Below are 14,784 nucleotides of genomic sequence, written 5' to 3'. Positions count from 1 at the left end.
CATGGCTGACAAGAAATCGGGCATCGACCAGTCGCTGATCCGCGATCTCGCAAACATCCTCAACGACACGGATCTCACCGAGATCGAAGTGGAGCAGGACGACCTGCGCATCCGCGTCTCGCGCAACGGGACCCCGATGATGATGCCGCAGCAGATGGCAGGTTATGCCTATCAGGCGCCGGCTGCACCAGCTGCCGCCCCTGCGGCTGCCGCAGCGCCGGCCGCTCCCGCCGGCCGCGATCTCTCCAATGCCGTGACGGCCCCCATGGTCGGCACCGTCTATCTGTCGCCGGCGCCGGGCGCCCGCGCCTTCGTCGAAGTCGGACAGATGGTCAAGGAAGGCCAGACGCTGCTGATCATCGAAGCGATGAAGACCATGAACCAGATCCCCTCGCCCAAGTCCGGCAAGGTCGTCGAAATCGTTATCGACGATTCAAGCCCGGTCGAATACGGCGAGCCTCTTGTGATCATCGAGTGAGCCGATGAGCGGTATCTCGAAAATTCTCATCGCCAACAGAGGCGAAATCGCCCTGCGCGTGCTGCGCGCCTGCAAGGAACTCGGCATCCAGACGGTGGCCGTGCACTCCACAGCAGACGCTGATGCCATGCATGTGCGCCTTGCCGACGAAAGCGTGTGCATCGGCCCACCGCCGTCCCGCGACAGCTATCTCAACATCCACCAGATCGTGGCTGCTTGCGAGATCACCGGCGCTGACGCCGTTCATCCGGGCTACGGCTTTCTGTCTGAAAACGCCAAGTTCGCCGACATTCTCGACGCCCATGGCATCACCTTCATCGGACCGACGGCGGAGCATATCCGCCTGATGGGCGACAAGATCACGGCGAAGAAGACCGCGGTCGAACTCGGCATCCCGGTCGTTCCAGGCTCCGCCGGCGAAGTTCTGCCGGAAAATGCGCTGGAAATCGCCCGCGAAATCGGCTTTCCCGTGCTGATCAAGGCGACGGCCGGCGGCGGTGGCCGCGGCATGAAGGTGGCAAAGACCGAGGAAGAGCTGGAAGAGGCCGTCTCGACCGCCCGTTCCGAAGCGCTCGCCGCCTTCGGCAATGACGCCGTCTACATGGAAAAGTATCTCGGCAAGCCGCGCCATATCGAAGTGCAGGTCGTGGGCGATGGTGCGGGCAACGCGATCCATCTCGGCGAACGCGATTGCTCGCTGCAGCGCCGCCACCAGAAGGTCTGGGAAGAGGCGAATTCCCCTGCCCTCAATGTCGAGCAGCGGATGAAGATCGGCTCGATCTGCGCCGAAGCCATGAAGAAGATGAAGTACCGGGGCGCCGGCACGATCGAATTCCTCTACGAAAACGGCGAGTTCTATTTCATCGAAATGAACACCCGCCTGCAGGTGGAGCATCCGATCACCGAAGCCATCACCGGCATCGACCTCGTGCATGAGCAGATCCGCGTCGCCTCCGGCGCCGGCCTCTCGGTCACACAGGACGAGATCGTCTTCTCCGGTCATGCCATCGAATGCCGCATCAATGCCGAGGACCCGCGCACCTTCGTGCCGTCGCCTGGCACGATCACGCATTTCCATGCCCCGGGTGGTCTGGGCGTTCGCGTCGATAGCGGTGCCTATGCCGGCTACAAGATCCCGCCCTACTATGACAGCCTGATCGGCAAGCTGATCGTGCATGGACGCACCCGCGTCGAATGCATGATGCGGCTTCGCCGGGTGCTCGACGAATTCGTCGTCGACGGCATCAAGACCACGCTGCCGCTGTTCCAGGATCTCGTGTCCAACCAGGACATCGCCAATGGCGAGTACGACATCCACTGGCTGGAAAAATACCTGGCCGAAACCTCGGCCAAGTAAAACAATGGCTGGGCGACGCAGCAGGGACCGAAGCATTACGCCGGAACTCCTGCTGCGCGCCTATTCCATCGGGATGTTCCCGATGTCGGATTCAGCCGACGACCCGGAGCTCTTCTGGGTCGAACCGGAGATCCGGGGCATTATCCCCCTCGACGACTTCCACGTTTCGTCGAGCCTTGCCAAGGCAATCCGCAAACGACCCTTCGACATCCGCTTCGACACCGCCTTCGACGAGGTGGTGGACAAATGCGCGGAGGCGGCCCCCGACCGGCCGAGCACCTGGATCAACCAGACCATCCGCGAGCTCTACGGGGCCCTCCATCGCCTCGGCCACGCCCATAGCGTCGAGGCCTTCGAAGGCGATGAACTGGTTGGTGGTCTCTACGGCGTGTCGCTCGGTTCGGCCTTCTTCGGGGAGAGCATGTTTTCCAGGCGCACCAATGCGTCGAAGATCTGCCTCGTGTATCTGGTGGAGCGGTTGAGGGAACGCGGGTTCACGCTCCTCGATACGCAGTTCACCACCGAACACCTCAAGACGTTCGGGGCGGTGGATATACCGAAGGAAGCGTATGGGCTGTTGCTGGACAAGGCGATGGAGAGCGAGACTATTCGGTTATAGAAGCTATCGCGCGGATGGCTCGGGAGGTCACACACCCCAGAGATCAATGACGGCGGAGATGGTTGACGCGGGCTACGCCTCTGACTCCTCCGTTCCTTTCTCTACCATCCGGTTGTTTCCTTCGCTGCGTCAGCGCCATTCTTCGTGTGCGGCGGCAAGATAGCCTTCCCGTAGAGGTTTCGACTTATATTTGCCCCGTCGTATCAGAGCTAAGGGGCTTTCCGCCGCCTCGGCCGCTTCAACCGCCCCCGAAACAGGCCGCGCTTCTCGATCGGCTCGAAGACCGCTTCGGAACCCTCCGGATCGAGGATCTCGTGGTCGGCCAGCCATTCTTCGAGGTCCGAGATTTCCGGGGTATCATAGGGTCTGAGTGTGCAAAGACCCAGTTCTGCGCTTCTGGTGCGCAACATCTCGACCGCACCAATCAGCGAACCGGACTGGCGGATCGCCTGTTCAACGGCCTCGGGCGTCGCATCCAGATGTTCCGCCAGGAGATCATTCCTGAAACTCAAGATCCTTGAGGAAAGCCTCTCCGAGCCGCCCGCCTCGAGCGCTACGTCGCATTCCTGGTCGAAGCGCATCGAACGGTTGTTCATGTTGGACGAGCCGACGCGAAGATACTGGTCATCGACGATCAGCAGTTTTGCATGCACATAGATCGGCTGGCCCCTGGCCGTCACCGGGTGATAGATCCTGAACCGTCCGTGGCGGTCGTGACGGCGCAGGGATTCGAAGAGCCGTGCCCTCGCCGTATCCATGGCGACGGTTCCGAGCCAGTTGTCGGATGTCGTCGGATTGATCAGAACAAATTCCGGACCATCCGGTTCGGCAAGCCGTCTTGCGATCGCCTGGGCGACGGCGCGGGATGCGAAGTACTGGCTCTCGGCGTAAAGGGTGTGGCGCGCAGCGTTGATCATGTCGAGATAGAGCTGCTCGATCTCCGTGACGGCGTGCTCCTCCTGATAGGCCGGGCTCGTGCGCGCGATCGCAAGGTCGACGCTGCCGAAGGAGAAGTTCGGCGCGCGCTCTGCAGGCGGTGGCGTTGCGGCCACCGGGGCAACGTCCTTTCCGCCTGCACGCGTCCAGCGGTAGCGGCACAGTTCGCCAAGTGCGCGGGCTGCCGGCCCGGTGAACCGGCTGGATAGGTCGTGCCAGGGCCCATAGGGCTTGCCGTTTGGCCGGCGCCTGTCGGGGTTATCATCGAGATGCTCGCGCGTGTCCCAGCGGTCGAGCGTCACGTCGATGCCGCCGCAATAGGCGACGGCATCATCGATCACCAGCATCTTCTGATGGTGGGAACTGCCGAGAGGATGCTTGCCGTCCAGACGGACGGATATCTGGCGGTTCCATTTCCATCGCAGCAGATAGGGAAGGTTCGACAGTCTCGCCCAACTCGCGAGCGGTGCCGGGCTCCACAGCAAGATCCGGATCTCGAGACCCGGGGTGCGGCGCGCCAGCCAGAGAAGAAAGTCACCGACACCGCGAGGCGCCCCATCATCGACCTGCGGGTGGCCGAGCGTGATGGAGGCGTCGAAGTCCCATCCGACAAAGAAGATGGCGTGTTTTGCCGCCATCATGGAGGCGCGGATCGAGGTGAAATAGTCATTGGCATCGATGAGGATCGAGAATTCATCCGCCGTTTCGGTCCGCCAGCAGTTCCCGGAAGGCGAAAAGAGAGTGGGTAGCGCCATCAAATACTCCAGACACCGGATCGCCAAATTCGGCGAGCGCAACCATTGCTTCGCGTCCAGTCTTCACGATAACGGCTTCGCTCCGGCCTACAACGCGCAGGAGCCCCTTAAGGCACAAGAAAAGTCCGAAGCTGCGTGAATTTTTTTTGTTTACGAGATCGGTTATTCCCGACATCCGGCATCGACAAACGAAGTGCGCATGCGCTCAACCCCGGCGCGCCGCCTCGATCTTTGCCACGTCGATCTTGCCCATCTCCATCATTGCCTCAAATGCGCGCTTCGCTTCCGCGCCTCCGGCCGCCAACGCCTCCGTCAGGGCGCGGGGCGTGATCTGCCAGTTGATGCCCCATTTGTCCTTGCACCAGCCACAGGCACTTTCCTTGCCGCCATTGCCGACGATGGCGCTCCAGTAGCGGTCGGTTTCCTCCTGGTCCTCGGTTGCAATCTGGAAGGAGAAGGCTTCGGAGTGCTTGAAGGCCGGGCCGCCGTTGAGACCCATGCAGGGGATGCCGGCGACGGTGAAGTCGACGGTCAACACGTCGCCGGCCTTGCCGGAGGGATAATCGGAAGGGGCATGGTGGACGGCCTTCACCTCCGAGTCGGGGAAGACGCTTGCGTAGAAGTGCGCGGCCTCTTCGGCGTCGCGGTCGTACCAGATGCAGATGATGTTCTTCGGCGTTGCCATTGCTCTTCCTCCCAGAGGCTTCGACATCCCTGCATTGCACGCCTGCGGGACGGTTGCGTCAAGGGGAAACGGATTGAAGCGATCTCGGGAATGTCCCCTGGCCCTCTCGGTCTTTCGATGAGAGGGCATCTCTTCCCCACTAGGAAGAAAGGACCTTGGGGGCGGTGTCTCGGCCCCTTGGCAAAACAGTCGATTGTTGCGCTCAACCACGGGAGCCGCCGGGCAGGCATCACCGGGGCACAGGGGCGCAACCGGATCAACTCCTCCCGGTTGCGGGGAAGGTCTGGGAGGGGTTTTTGCCTCAGCTGTCTCAGTTCACCGTCAGATCCGCAGTCTCGCCGAAGGAAATGATCAGTTTGGGGCTGGTCATGTCGCCGCTTTCTTCGTCGACCTGTATCGCATAGGCGGCCACGCCGAGGTGGCGGGTCGACATGGCGGTGGCGATCTTTTCGGCGGAGGCGGCGCTGGAGGCCTGGCGCATTTCGCCGGGCACGATGTTGCCACGGTTCTTCTTGAAGGGAAGGACGATAAATTTTTCGGAGAGGGACATGGGAGAACTCCTGTTCGTTCTCTTCTTGTTCGCTATTGAGGGGCATGTCAATCGGCAAGCGGCCCGCGTCGGTTCACACCCACGTCCTTGCCGGGGCAAACACTCCACAAGGAAGAGCGGACTGCCGCCGGTGCGATCACCATCGCCTGGGCCGCGAGACAATCCGGTGGCGGCGCTCCTGGCCTCAGTAGAGGCCGACGCCGCCGGGCGGGGCGACGGGCGCCGGGGGCACGAGTACCTGATCCTGCGGCGCTGGATTACCGTCCAGCGGGAATTCGACAGGCGGCTCGGCGCCGCCATAGACGTCGTCGGGCACGTCCACCGGGGCATCGAGTGGCGGCAGGGCGGCCTGATTGGGATCGTCACCCGGCACGGTGGCCAGAGACGGATCCGTGCCAGTCTGGGTCGGGTCTTGCGGGGCCGTGGCCGGAGCTGCCGCCTCGGCGGGCTTTTCGGGCTCGGGCGCGGGCTTGGCCACAGTCTCGACACCGGGCGGAGCCGGAACTTCGGAGTTCGCCTTGCAGCCGGTCAGCCAGACGTCATAGATCGGGTGTTCGACGGCATTCAGCGCCGGGCTGTCGGCAAACATCCAGCCGGAGAAGATGCGGCGGATCTTGCGGTCCAGCGTGATCTCGTCAACCTCGATGAAGGCGTCGATCTTCTGGGCCTCGGTCTCGTCGCGCGAATAGCAGATCTTCGGCGTCACCTGGAGCGCGCCGAACTGGACGGTCTCGTTGACATAGACGTCGAAAGTGGTGATGCGGCCCGTGATCTTGTCGATGCCGGCGAATTCGGCGACGGGATTTTCGAGGCGGGCGGCGTCAGCCTTGCCGGCAAGGCCAAGCGATGCCGCAGCGGCAAGCCCGACAACCGGAATGGCAAATGCCCATGCACTCAATTTCATCGTCCCGCTCGCTTTCAAAGATCCACTGGCCCTAATCGACCGGAGGCCAGATACAAGAAGGGCCCCACTCAAGAGGCCCTAATGCCGGAATATGGCCAAATCGGGTATCAGCTGCCCGGCGTCCAGGCATCATAGTCGCCAGTGACGCGCGGACGCTCGCCGGTGGCGGCAATCGAACCCTGCGGACGATAGGCGGCGGCCGTGCCGGTCTGGTTCGGGCGATGCGCCTTTTCCCATTCGCGCGGCTTGTAGTCTTCCTTCGACGGCGGTGTGTCGGTGCGGTAATGCATCCAGCCATGCCAGCCCGACGCGATCTTCGAGGCTTCGGCGTAACCGTTATAGATCACCCAGCGCTTCGGCTGGCCCCAGCTCGTCATCGGGCCTTCATAGTAGACATTGCCGAATTCGTCTTCGCCGACGCGCTTGCCGTGACGCCAGGTGAAGAAACGGGTGCCCATGGTCTGACCGTTCCACCAGGTGAAGATCTGCAAGAGGAGCTGCTTCATCGTGTATCCTTGGCTCTAGCCGCAGGCCGTGGGACGGCCTTGTCGATCCCGTTCGCTTATGCCGCCTCGCCTTCGGCTTGTCCAGTGATTCCCCGTCGCACCCTCGTCATTTCAACTTCATCTTGAAGCCGATATGGGAGGGGATGAAGCCAAGCCGCTCGTAAAAGCGGTGGGCATCCTTGCGCACGGCGTTCGAGGTGAGCTGGACGAGGCGCATGCCGTCGCGGCGGGCCTTGTCGATGGCAAAGCTGATCATTGCAGCGCCAATGCCCCTGCCCCGCATGTCGGCCCGTGTCTGCACCGCCTCGATGATCATCGAGGCGGAACCCCGCGCCGTGAGCGTCGTCGTCACCATGGTCTGGAAGGTGCCGACGACTTCACCGTCCAGTTCCGCGAGATAGAGGGTCTCGTTCAGCGAGGCAGCGATCTTGTGGAAAGCGGCGCGGTAGTCGGGCAGCGCCTCGGGATCGCTCGTGTCGCCATGGCCGCCCAGCGGGTCATCGGCGAAGAGGGCGATGATCGCTTTCAGATCATTCTCGTTGGCTTCCCGGATGGTCACTGTTTGGCCTTGCATGTCTACCCCGCCCTTGCGTCAGTCCGGCCTTCCATAACGATCCCGGGGGACTTGCTGATGACAGGCATGCGACGGCTGGTGACAATTCTGTGCGTAACCCGCCCGCCCCTGCGCCGCATGTGATCGTCCAATATTGCAAGGGTCACGCAGCCCCCCTTTGACTAAGGCAGGAGGCCGAGAACGAAAAAGCCGTTCAGCGGAGCGGCTTTTCCAGAATCAGCGCTTCGATGCCGCTATCGGGACCACCGCAATTCGTCGTGCGGTCGACCTCGGCAAAGCCATGCGCCTCGTAGAAGGCGATGGCACCGGCATTCTGTGGCTCGACTTCCAGCCGCAGGATTTCGGCATCCGGAAAACAGGTCTCGATTTCGGCGAAGAGATCGCGGCCGACGCCCTGACGCTGGTGATCCGGGTGGACATAGAGCTGGTGCAGGATCGCAGTCTTAGAGAGCTTTTCCGACATGGCCGCAAAGGCCATGCCGCCGATCCGCTTGCCGTCGTCGGCGACGAGATATTCGCCGCCCTTCACTTGAATGCGCCGCTTGATCTCCGCTGAACTGTGCCAAGCTGAAACCAGCTCGGCCACCTTGGCCGGCCCGTAGAACCGGTCATAGGTCGCGTGGAAACTCTGCGTCAGCAGGCTGCGCAGAGGTTCGACATCGCGGTCAGTGGCGGTGCGGACGAAGAACAAGGGGCTTACTCCTCGACGATTCCAAGCTTGGCCTTGACCAGCGCCTGGACGGCCTGCGGGTTGGCCTTGCCGCCGGTCGCCTTCATCACCTGGCCGACGAACCAGCCGGCGAGTGTCGGCTTGGCCAGGACCTTGGCGACCTGATCCGGGTTGGCGGCGATGATCTCGTCGACCGCCTTTTCGATGGCGCCCGTATCCGTGACCTGCTTCATGCCTCTGATGTCGACGATTTCCGCCGGATCACCGCCTTCGGTGAAGACGATCTCGAACAGGTCCTTGGCGATCTTTCCGGAGATGGTTTCCGACTTGATGAGGTCGATGATGCCGCCAAGCTGGGCAGGCGAAACCGGAGTCTCTTCAATGGTTTTGCCCGACTTGTTCAAGGCGCCCAGCAAGTCGTTGATGACCCAGTTGGCAGCCGTCTTGCCGTCGCGGCCTTCGGCCACGGCCTCGAAATAGTCGGCGATCGCCTTTTCCGAAACGAGCACGGAGGCGTCGTAGATAGAGAGGCCAAGCTCCGCAACGAAACGGGCCTTCTTGTCGTCGGGCAGTTCCGGCAGGTCCTTCTTCATCGCCTCGATGAAGGCATCGTCAAATTCGAGCGGCAGCAGGTCCGGATCGGGGAAGTAGCGATAGTCATGCGCATCTTCCTTCGAGCGCATGGAGCGCGTCTCGCCCTTGCCCGGATCAAAGAGGCGGGTTTCCTGATCGATCGTGCCGCCGTCCTCGATGATCGCGATCTGGCGACGGGCTTCGTATTCGATAGCCTGGCCGATGAAGCGGATCGAGTTGACGTTCTTGATTTCGCAGCGCGTGCCGAATTCGCCGCCGGGCTTGCGCACGGAGACATTCACGTCGGCGCGCATCGAGCCTTCGTCCATGTTACCGTCACAGGTGCCGAGATAACGCACGATCGAGCGCAGCTTCGTCATGTAGGCCTTGGCTTCGTCGGACGAGCGCATGTCGGGCTTCGAGACGATTTCCATGAGCGCAACGCCGGAGCGGTTGAGATCCACATAGGACATGGTCGGATGCTGGTCATGCATCGACTTGCCGGCGTCTTGCTCCAGATGCAGGCGCTCGATGCCGATCTCGATGTCTTCAAAATTGCCCTGACGGTCCGGCCCGAGCGAAATCACGATCTTGCCCTCGCCGACGATCGGGTCCTTGAACTGCGAGATCTGGTAGCCCTGCGGCAGGTCCGGATAGAAGTAGTTCTTGCGGTCGAAGATCGAGCGCTTGTTGATCTGCGCCTTCAGACCGAGACCCGTGCGCACGGCCTGGGCCACGCATTCCTCGTTGATGACGGGCAGCATGCCGGGCATGGCGGCATCGACAAGCGAGACGTTGGAATTCGGCGCATTGCCAAAGATGGTGGACGCGCCCGAGAACAGCTTGGAATTGGACAGGACCTGGGCATGGACTTCCATGCCGATAATGACTTCCCAGTCACCGGTGGCACCGGGAATGAAGCGTTTCGGATCAGGCGTGCGGGTGTCTACCAGGGTCATCGGATGCTCGTGTCATGCGTGGACGTGTTGTCTCGTGAGGTAGAGCAATTGGCCCGAAGGTGCAAGGCTCCAGGGCGCGCACCGGCCGACGCTTCCCAAAGGGAAAAGCTTAAGCAAAACCGGCTACCTTGCCTGCCATGACCCTGGAGACACGTCTCACCTTCGTTGCGATCTATGCTCTGTGGAACGTCGTCGTGTTCTGCGTCTACGCCTATGACAAGCAGGCGGCACGCGAGGGTGCGTGGCGCGTGCGAGAGGATACGCTGATCCTGCTGGCCATCGCTTTGGGCGGCATCGGCGCCTTTGCCTGCCAGAAATGGCTGCGGCACAAGACGAAAAAGGGTGTCTTCCCCGTCCTGCTCCCGGTCATGGCAATGCTGCAAGGGCTGCTGGCTCTGTTCACGGCCCTGTTCCCCAGCACAGCCCTGGACGCGTTGGGCCACGTGCTGAGAGTTGTCGGCATCGCCTAGAATTCCTGCCCGTAGCCGGTGGCAGGTTCTTCCGACAGCATTTTCGACAGACCGACAGATTGCACGTCGCGGTCAAGCTTCGGATTGTAGCTGACGGTCAGCCAGTTCACGGCATAGCCCCTCTTCTCGAAGAAGTTCAGCGCGTCGCCGTTCATCGCATGCGTCTGCAGGCGGGCGAGCGAGAAACCCTGCGCCCGCATCTCGTCTTCCAAGGCGGCCAGAAGCGCGGTACCGAGACCCTGGCCTTCGTGATCCGGATCGATCCAGAAATCGGAGATAACTTCGTCCATGTCCTCGCGGGCCGCCCAGCCGGCGATCATCCCCGATTTCTCGACGATCGTAATCGTGATCCAGCCATCCTGCGTGAAGCGGGCAAAGGCGTCGCGGGCATTGGCAGCCATTTCCGCCGCCTCCCCCACCGACGACATCGCCTTGCGCCAGGCACGCAAGCCGATCGCCGTCAGGTATTGCGCGTCGTCCTGTCGAGCTTTGCGGATCGTGGCCATCATCACCTCATTGTTGCCGGCAGTAAATCATCGACTGCGATTCTTGGCCAGACACCCGTTCGGCCGGAATGGACGGCTCCGAAACGTCATGCTAAGGGGGCAAGTCGATAGGAGTTTTGATGTTCGGCTCGTCCGAGACCCGGTAAAGGCCCTGCCCGCGATCCCTTCTTTGGGATCCATCGGCCAGGGCCAGAAAACGAAGCCCCGACGCCTTGTGGCGCCGGACCCGTTTTCATGCGCGCTTTTCAACGCGCTTTCCGGACATCATTCCATGGACATTTCACGCATCGACCAGCGTATCCTTCACCTCATGGCACAGGGCGGCTGGATCGAACTCCACCGCGACGACCGACGCAAGATCGAGAAGGTCTTGTGCTTCTCCCGCGACGGCTGGCTCTATCCCGGCTTCGATATCGAGCTCTTTCGAAGGCTGAAACGCCTGAAGGCGATCAGCTCGAAACAGGGCAGACCCTATCGCATCACCGAACGGGGCCTACGGCTGGTGAGGTCGGAACTGGACAACCGGTGACGCCGAAGGTCGGCGCTTGAACGACACTACAAGTGTAGCTACAATGCGTCATGGGCTATGAGTGGGACGCCGCGAAGAATATCGCTAACCAGATCAAGCACGGGATCTCGTTCGAAGAAGCCCGTTTGATCTTCGAAGGCGACGTTCTGACCGGCGTCGACAACCGTCGTGATTATGGCGAGACCCGCTATACCAGCATCGGCGCCATCGAGAGATTGATCGTCGTTGTCGTCGTCCATACACTCCGAGGCGACGTGACCCGGATCATTTCAGCTCGTCTCGCGTACCGCAAAGAAAGGCAGAAGTATCATGACCATCTCCGCCGCTCGCCTTAAGGAGCTTCAGTCGCAGTCGGACGCGGACATTGATTATAGCGATATCCCGGAGCTCGATGACACGTTCTTCGAAACCGCGGCACTCGTTACGCCATCGGCCAAAACGCAAATCACCGTCCGGCTCGACCGGGACGTGCTTGAGTGGTTCCGCGGGCAGGGCAAGGGTTATCAGACACGAATGAACGCCGTCCTAAAGGCTTACATGGAGAGCCAGCGCCGTCGCTCCCGCTAAAATACCTGCTGCATCTTCACCTTCTCGACCATCAGACCCATGGACGGTGAATGCTGCATGCCGCGCCAGACGATGGAGAACCCCAGATCCTGGTAGAGCCGGACGGCGCTTTCATTCGCGGCGTGGGTATCGATCCGTGCCCTCTTCAGGCCCTCCGAGCGCATCTCGCGCAGCGTCGCCGAGACCAGGGCAGAGCCAATACCGAGACCCTGATGGACGGGGCTCACCCAGAGATCGGATATGTAGTCTCGCGCACCTTCGCGAGCGGTCCAGCCGGCGATTTCGCCACCGAGTTCACCGATGGTGATCAAGCTGAAATGCTCCTGGGCAAAGCGGCGAAAGCTCAGGCGAATGCGGACCATCATATCGACGCCGAAGGCGTTCAGCACCGGATTGGCAGCCCAGGCATCAAAACCGACGCGGCCGACACTATCAGCATCGGCCGCGACCATGTCACGGATGACGAAGTCCTTTACCACCACTTGGCCGGCGTGAACTTGCCGGCAGCCTGTTCGATGACATGGGCGGTCTTGAAGAGGGTTTCCTCCTCGAAGGGCTTGCCGATGACCTGGAGGCCAAGCGGCAGTCCCTTGCTGTCGAGACCGGCGGGAACAGAGATCCCGGGCAGACCCGCCATGTTCAGCGTGATGGTGAACACGTCCTGCTGGTACATCTTGACCGGGTCAGCCGCCAGTTCCTTGTCGCCGATGGCGAAGGCCGAGGACGGAGTAATGGGCGCGAGGATCGCATCCACGCCGGCTTCGAAGGCAAGCTCGAAGTCGCGCTTGATCAGCGTACGGACCTTCTGTGCCTTGAGGTAATAGGCGTCGTAATAGCCGGCCGAGAGCACATAGGTGCCGATCATGATGCGGCGCTGGACTTCCTTGCCGAAACCGGCGGCGCGCGTCTTCTCATACATGTCGGCAATGTCCTTGCCGTCGACACGCAGACCATAGCGGACGCCGTCATAGCGGGCGAGGTTCGACGAGGCTTCGGCGGGTGCCACGATGTAGTAGGCCGGCAGCGCATATTTCGTGTGCGGCAGGGATATGTCGACGATCTCGGCACCAGCCTCCTTGAGCCAGGCAATGCCCTGTTGCCAGAGGGCCTCGATTTCCTCGGACATGCCCTCGATGCGGTATTCCCTGGGAATGCCGATCTTCATGCCCTTTACCGAGCCGCCGATGGCCTTCTCGTAATCTGGCACCGGCAGGTCGACCGAGGTCGTATCCTTCGGATCGATGCTGGCCATGGACTTCAACAGGATGGCGGCATCGCGGACGTCGCGGGCGATCGGGCCTGCCTGATCGAGCGACGAGGCGAACGCGACAATCCCGAAGCGCGAGCAGCGGCCATAGGTCGGCTTGATGCCGACGGTGCCGGTGAACGCGGCCGGCTGGCGGATGGAGCCGCCTGTATCGGTTGCCGTCGCGCCGGCGCAGAGCTTGGCCGCCACGGCGACCGCCGAACCACCGGAAGAACCGCCGGGCACCCGCTTCTCGTCCGAGCCTTCAGCCTTCCACGGGTTGACGGCGGGACCGTAATACGAGCTCTCGTTCGACGAACCCATGGCGAATTCGTCCATGTTGAGCTTGCCGAGCATCACGGCGCCGGCATCCCACAGGTTCTGGGTGACGGTCGATTCATATTTCGGCTTGAAGCCGTCAAGGATGTGGCTGCAGGCCTGGGTGTGGACGTCACGGGTGGCGAAGAGATCCTTGACGCCAAGCGGAATGCCTTCGAGTACGCCGGCCTTGCCCTCGGCAATGCGCGCGTCGGATGTCTTCGCCATGTCGCGGGCGATCTCAGGCGTGACCGCAACATAGGCGTTCAGCGCGCCATTCGCTCCCTCGATCGCGGAGAGATAGGCATCCGTCAGTTCGACGGCCTTGATCTCCTTGGCGGCGAGTTTGGCGCGGGCTTCGGCAATGGTGAGGCTTGTCAGTTCGCTCATGGCAGGTTCACTTCAGACTGTCTTCGCCGATCAGGGCGGGAAATTCGGGAGGCTGGCTCAGGGGGCTGATGTCGGATCTTATTCGACGACCTTCGGCACCTGGAAGAAATTGCGGTCGGTGGCCGGCGCGTTGGCGACGATGGCGTCCGCCTTGTCGCCGTCGGTCACAATGTCGGCGCGCTTCTTCATCGCCATGGGCATGACCGATGTCATCGGCTCCACGCCTGTCACGTCGACCTCGTCGAGCTGCTCGACAAAACCGAGAATGCCGTTCAGCTCCCCGGTCATGCGCGCGGCATCCTCCTCGCTGACAGCGATGCGGGCAAGGCGCGCGACGCGCTTGACGGTGGCGAGGTCAACAGACATGGCATTCTCCGGATAAGCTGTTTTCTTCGCTATAATGGCCGTCAGGCGCCGAAGCAACGGGGATTGTCAGACCTCGATGGCCGAACCGGCCTGCGGGGTGGCTACACGGGTGCGCGTGCCGTCCATGCCGGCGACGAATTTTTCCGGCGTCTGGTCGATGATCGGGAAGGACCCGTAATGGCACGGGATCGCCGTCTTGAAGTCGAAAAACCGCTGGCAGGCCAGTGCCGCGACCGCGCCGCCCATGGTGAAGCGGTCACCGATCGGCACGATGCCGACATCCGGCTGGTGCAATTCGTTGATCAGCTTCATGTCGGAGAAGATGTCGGTGTCTCCCATGTGCAGGACGGAGGCCTCGTCCTCGAAATGCATCATCAGGCCGTTGGCATTTCCAAGCGCGTGGGAGACGCCGTCTTCGGTAATCTGGGCCGAGGAGTGAAGGGCATTGGTGAAGGTGACGCTGAAACCTTCGAAATGTACCGTGCCGCCGGTATTGCCCATTTCAAGCTTGTCGACGCCCTTGGTGCCAAGCCATGCAGCAAGATCGGCATTGGCGAGGACCGTGGCACCGGTCTCCCTGGCGAGCTGAACCGTGTCGCCGACATGATCGCCATGTCCATGGGTCAGGAGGATGTGCGTGACACCCTTGGTCATGTCCTTGAGGTCGAGACCGGCGAAGCCCGGGTTATCGGTCAGAAAGGGATCGATGAGGATCGATGCCTTGGCCGAATCGAGGCGGAAGGCGGCGTGGCCGAGCCAGGTGATTTTCATAGGTGCGTCTCCGGTCTTTGACTGTCGTCTGCAATATATGGCAAGCGGCCCCTTC

The 14,784-nt window shown here is 61.7% G+C and carries 19 protein-coding genes and 1 pseudogene; 7 read left to right on the top strand and 13 right to left on the bottom strand.

The window, feature by feature from the left end:
* The first annotated feature begins 1 nt into the window (after nt 1).
* From accB to aat, 3 genes are read left to right on the top strand one after another with little or no spacing between them, the layout of a single operon-like run.
* Complete coding sequence (accB, locus tag LJE98_RS14880; protein WP_229576003.1) at nt 2-478, top strand: acetyl-CoA carboxylase biotin carboxyl carrier protein; 477 nt, start codon at nt 2-4, stop codon at nt 476-478.
* 4 nt (nt 479-482) lie between these two features.
* Nucleotides 483-1,835, top strand: a complete 1,353-nt coding sequence (gene accC, locus LJE98_RS14875) for an acetyl-CoA carboxylase biotin carboxylase subunit (RefSeq protein WP_229576002.1) — start codon at nt 483-485, stop codon at nt 1,833-1,835.
* A 4-nt stretch (nt 1,836-1,839) separates the two neighbouring features.
* The gene (gene aat / locus LJE98_RS14870) at nt 1,840-2,454 is read left to right on the top strand and encodes a leucyl/phenylalanyl-tRNA--protein transferase (protein WP_229576001.1); all 615 of its coding nucleotides are present in this window, start codon (nt 1,840-1,842) and stop codon (nt 2,452-2,454) included.
* Between the two features lie 209 nt (nt 2,455-2,663).
* On the opposite strand, the gene LJE98_RS14865 is transcribed toward aat, so the two are convergent.
* The 8 genes and pseudogenes from LJE98_RS14865 to gatB form a co-directional block, all read right to left on the bottom strand.
* The gene (locus tag LJE98_RS14865) at nt 2,664-4,145 is read right to left on the bottom strand and encodes a phospholipase D-like domain-containing protein (protein WP_229576000.1); all 1,482 of its coding nucleotides are present in this window, start codon (nt 4,143-4,145) and stop codon (nt 2,664-2,666) included.
* Nucleotides 4,146-4,350: 205 nt separating this feature from the next.
* Entirely contained in the window at nt 4,351-4,830 is a 480-nt protein-coding gene (locus LJE98_RS14860) for a VOC family protein (RefSeq protein ID WP_229575999.1), read from the bottom strand.
* Between the two features lie 310 nt (nt 4,831-5,140).
* Nucleotides 5,141-5,380 (bottom strand): hypothetical protein, encoded by a 240-nt coding sequence (locus LJE98_RS14855; RefSeq protein ID WP_229575998.1) that lies wholly within the window; start codon nt 5,378-5,380, stop codon nt 5,141-5,143.
* A gap of 481 nt (nt 5,381-5,861) precedes the next feature.
* Nucleotides 5,862-6,284: pseudogene (locus tag LJE98_RS14850) on the bottom strand (DUF2155 domain-containing protein); the annotation flags it as partial.
* 107 nt (nt 6,285-6,391) lie between these two features.
* Complete coding sequence (locus LJE98_RS14845; RefSeq protein ID WP_229575997.1) at nt 6,392-6,790, bottom strand: NADH:ubiquinone oxidoreductase subunit NDUFA12; 399 nt, start codon at nt 6,788-6,790, stop codon at nt 6,392-6,394.
* Between the two features lie 106 nt (nt 6,791-6,896).
* Nucleotides 6,897-7,364: a GNAT family N-acetyltransferase gene (locus LJE98_RS14840; protein WP_229575996.1), complete on the bottom strand. Its 468-nt coding sequence runs from the start codon at nt 7,362-7,364 to the stop codon at nt 6,897-6,899.
* 193 nt (nt 7,365-7,557) lie between these two features.
* Nucleotides 7,558-8,055: a GNAT family N-acetyltransferase gene (locus LJE98_RS14835; RefSeq protein ID WP_229575995.1), complete on the bottom strand. Its 498-nt coding sequence runs from the start codon at nt 8,053-8,055 to the stop codon at nt 7,558-7,560.
* Between the two features lie 5 nt (nt 8,056-8,060).
* Nucleotides 8,061-9,566: an Asp-tRNA(Asn)/Glu-tRNA(Gln) amidotransferase subunit GatB gene (gene gatB / locus LJE98_RS14830; RefSeq protein ID WP_229575994.1), complete on the bottom strand. Its 1,506-nt coding sequence runs from the start codon at nt 9,564-9,566 to the stop codon at nt 8,061-8,063.
* Between the two features lie 137 nt (nt 9,567-9,703).
* On the opposite strand from gatB, the gene LJE98_RS14825 reads away from it, so the two are divergent.
* On the top strand, nt 9,704-10,036 hold the full coding sequence (locus LJE98_RS14825) for a DUF1294 domain-containing protein (protein ID WP_229575993.1): 333 nt from the start codon (nt 9,704-9,706) through the stop codon (nt 10,034-10,036).
* Here the strand turns inward: LJE98_RS14825 and LJE98_RS14820 are convergent.
* Nucleotides 10,033-10,542: a GNAT family N-acetyltransferase gene (locus LJE98_RS14820; protein ID WP_229575992.1), complete on the bottom strand. Its 510-nt coding sequence runs from the start codon at nt 10,540-10,542 to the stop codon at nt 10,033-10,035. The genes LJE98_RS14825 and LJE98_RS14820 overlap by 4 nt on opposite strands.
* Nucleotides 10,543-10,813: 271 nt before the next feature.
* Between LJE98_RS14820 and LJE98_RS14815 the strand changes: the two genes are divergently transcribed.
* From LJE98_RS14815 to LJE98_RS14805, 3 genes are read left to right on the top strand one after another with little or no spacing between them, the layout of a single operon-like run.
* Nucleotides 10,814-11,071 carry a YjhX family toxin gene (locus tag LJE98_RS14815; protein ID WP_229575991.1) on the top strand — a complete coding sequence of 86 codons (258 nt, stop codon included), beginning with the start codon at nt 10,814-10,816 and terminating at the stop codon, nt 11,069-11,071.
* A 50-nt stretch (nt 11,072-11,121) separates the two neighbouring features.
* Nucleotides 11,122-11,406 carry a BrnT family toxin gene (locus LJE98_RS14810; RefSeq protein WP_229575990.1) on the top strand — a complete coding sequence of 95 codons (285 nt, stop codon included), beginning with the start codon at nt 11,122-11,124 and terminating at the stop codon, nt 11,404-11,406.
* Entirely contained in the window at nt 11,381-11,638 is a 258-nt protein-coding gene (locus LJE98_RS14805; protein ID WP_229575989.1) for a BrnA antitoxin family protein, read from the top strand. The genes LJE98_RS14810 and LJE98_RS14805 overlap by 26 nt, the downstream gene beginning before the upstream one ends.
* On the opposite strand, the gene LJE98_RS14800 is transcribed toward LJE98_RS14805, so the two are convergent.
* The 4 genes from LJE98_RS14800 to LJE98_RS14785 form a co-directional block, all read right to left on the bottom strand.
* Nucleotides 11,635-12,117 carry a GNAT family N-acetyltransferase gene (locus LJE98_RS14800; protein ID WP_229575988.1) on the bottom strand — a complete coding sequence of 161 codons (483 nt, stop codon included), beginning with the start codon at nt 12,115-12,117 and terminating at the stop codon, nt 11,635-11,637. The genes LJE98_RS14805 and LJE98_RS14800 overlap by 4 nt on opposite strands.
* The gene (gene gatA / locus LJE98_RS14795) at nt 12,111-13,592 is read right to left on the bottom strand and encodes an Asp-tRNA(Asn)/Glu-tRNA(Gln) amidotransferase subunit GatA (RefSeq protein ID WP_229575987.1); all 1,482 of its coding nucleotides are present in this window, start codon (nt 13,590-13,592) and stop codon (nt 12,111-12,113) included. The genes LJE98_RS14800 and gatA overlap by 7 nt, the downstream gene beginning before the upstream one ends.
* Nucleotides 13,593-13,670: 78 nt before the next feature.
* The gene (gene gatC, locus LJE98_RS14790) at nt 13,671-13,958 is read right to left on the bottom strand and encodes an Asp-tRNA(Asn)/Glu-tRNA(Gln) amidotransferase subunit GatC (RefSeq protein ID WP_229575986.1); all 288 of its coding nucleotides are present in this window, start codon (nt 13,956-13,958) and stop codon (nt 13,671-13,673) included.
* Nucleotides 13,959-14,024: 66 nt separating this feature from the next.
* Complete coding sequence (locus LJE98_RS14785; protein WP_229575985.1) at nt 14,025-14,729, bottom strand: metal-dependent hydrolase; 705 nt, start codon at nt 14,727-14,729, stop codon at nt 14,025-14,027.
* Between the last annotated feature and the right edge of the window lie 55 nt (nt 14,730-14,784).

The organism is Rhizobium sp. 'Codium 1', from assembly GCF_020889605.1.
GTDB lineage: Bacteria > Pseudomonadota > Alphaproteobacteria > Rhizobiales > Rhizobiaceae > Allorhizobium > Allorhizobium algae.
This window is presented reverse-complemented; position numbering and strand designations above follow the sequence as displayed.